Below are 273 nucleotides of genomic sequence, written 5' to 3' on the forward strand. Positions count from 1 at the left end.
TTCTTTACTTCGTCGTCTCGATCACCAGTTCCACCGGCCGCTTGCTCACCCCCGGCCGCAGTTGCACGGTCGTCACCCCTGGCTTGCTCCCGCCGGTGATCTCGATCTCGTATTCCGTTTCCGACTCGGTGTCGTTCTTCGCCTTCACCGCGAACTCCTTCGGCACCTTCGGCCCGCCGTCCGGCACCTGATCGGCGCTCACCACCAGCACGCCTTCAGTGTTTAGCTTCCACACCACCTTCACCTTCACCTTCACCTTCTCGCCCACCTTAG

1 protein-coding gene is annotated in these 273 nt (G+C 61.5%); it reads right to left on the reverse strand.

Going from position 1 to position 273, the window contains the following annotated elements:
• Window positions 1-4: 4 nt before the first annotated feature.
• Window positions 5-273: hypothetical protein (locus KVT39_RS36870; RefSeq protein WP_217591474.1), on the reverse strand; the 269-nt coding region annotated here is incomplete at its 5' end.

Source organism: Burkholderia sp. GbtcB21, assembly GCF_019091065.1.
GTDB classification, from domain to species: Bacteria; Pseudomonadota; Gammaproteobacteria; order Burkholderiales; family Burkholderiaceae; genus Burkholderia; species Burkholderia pyrrocinia_C.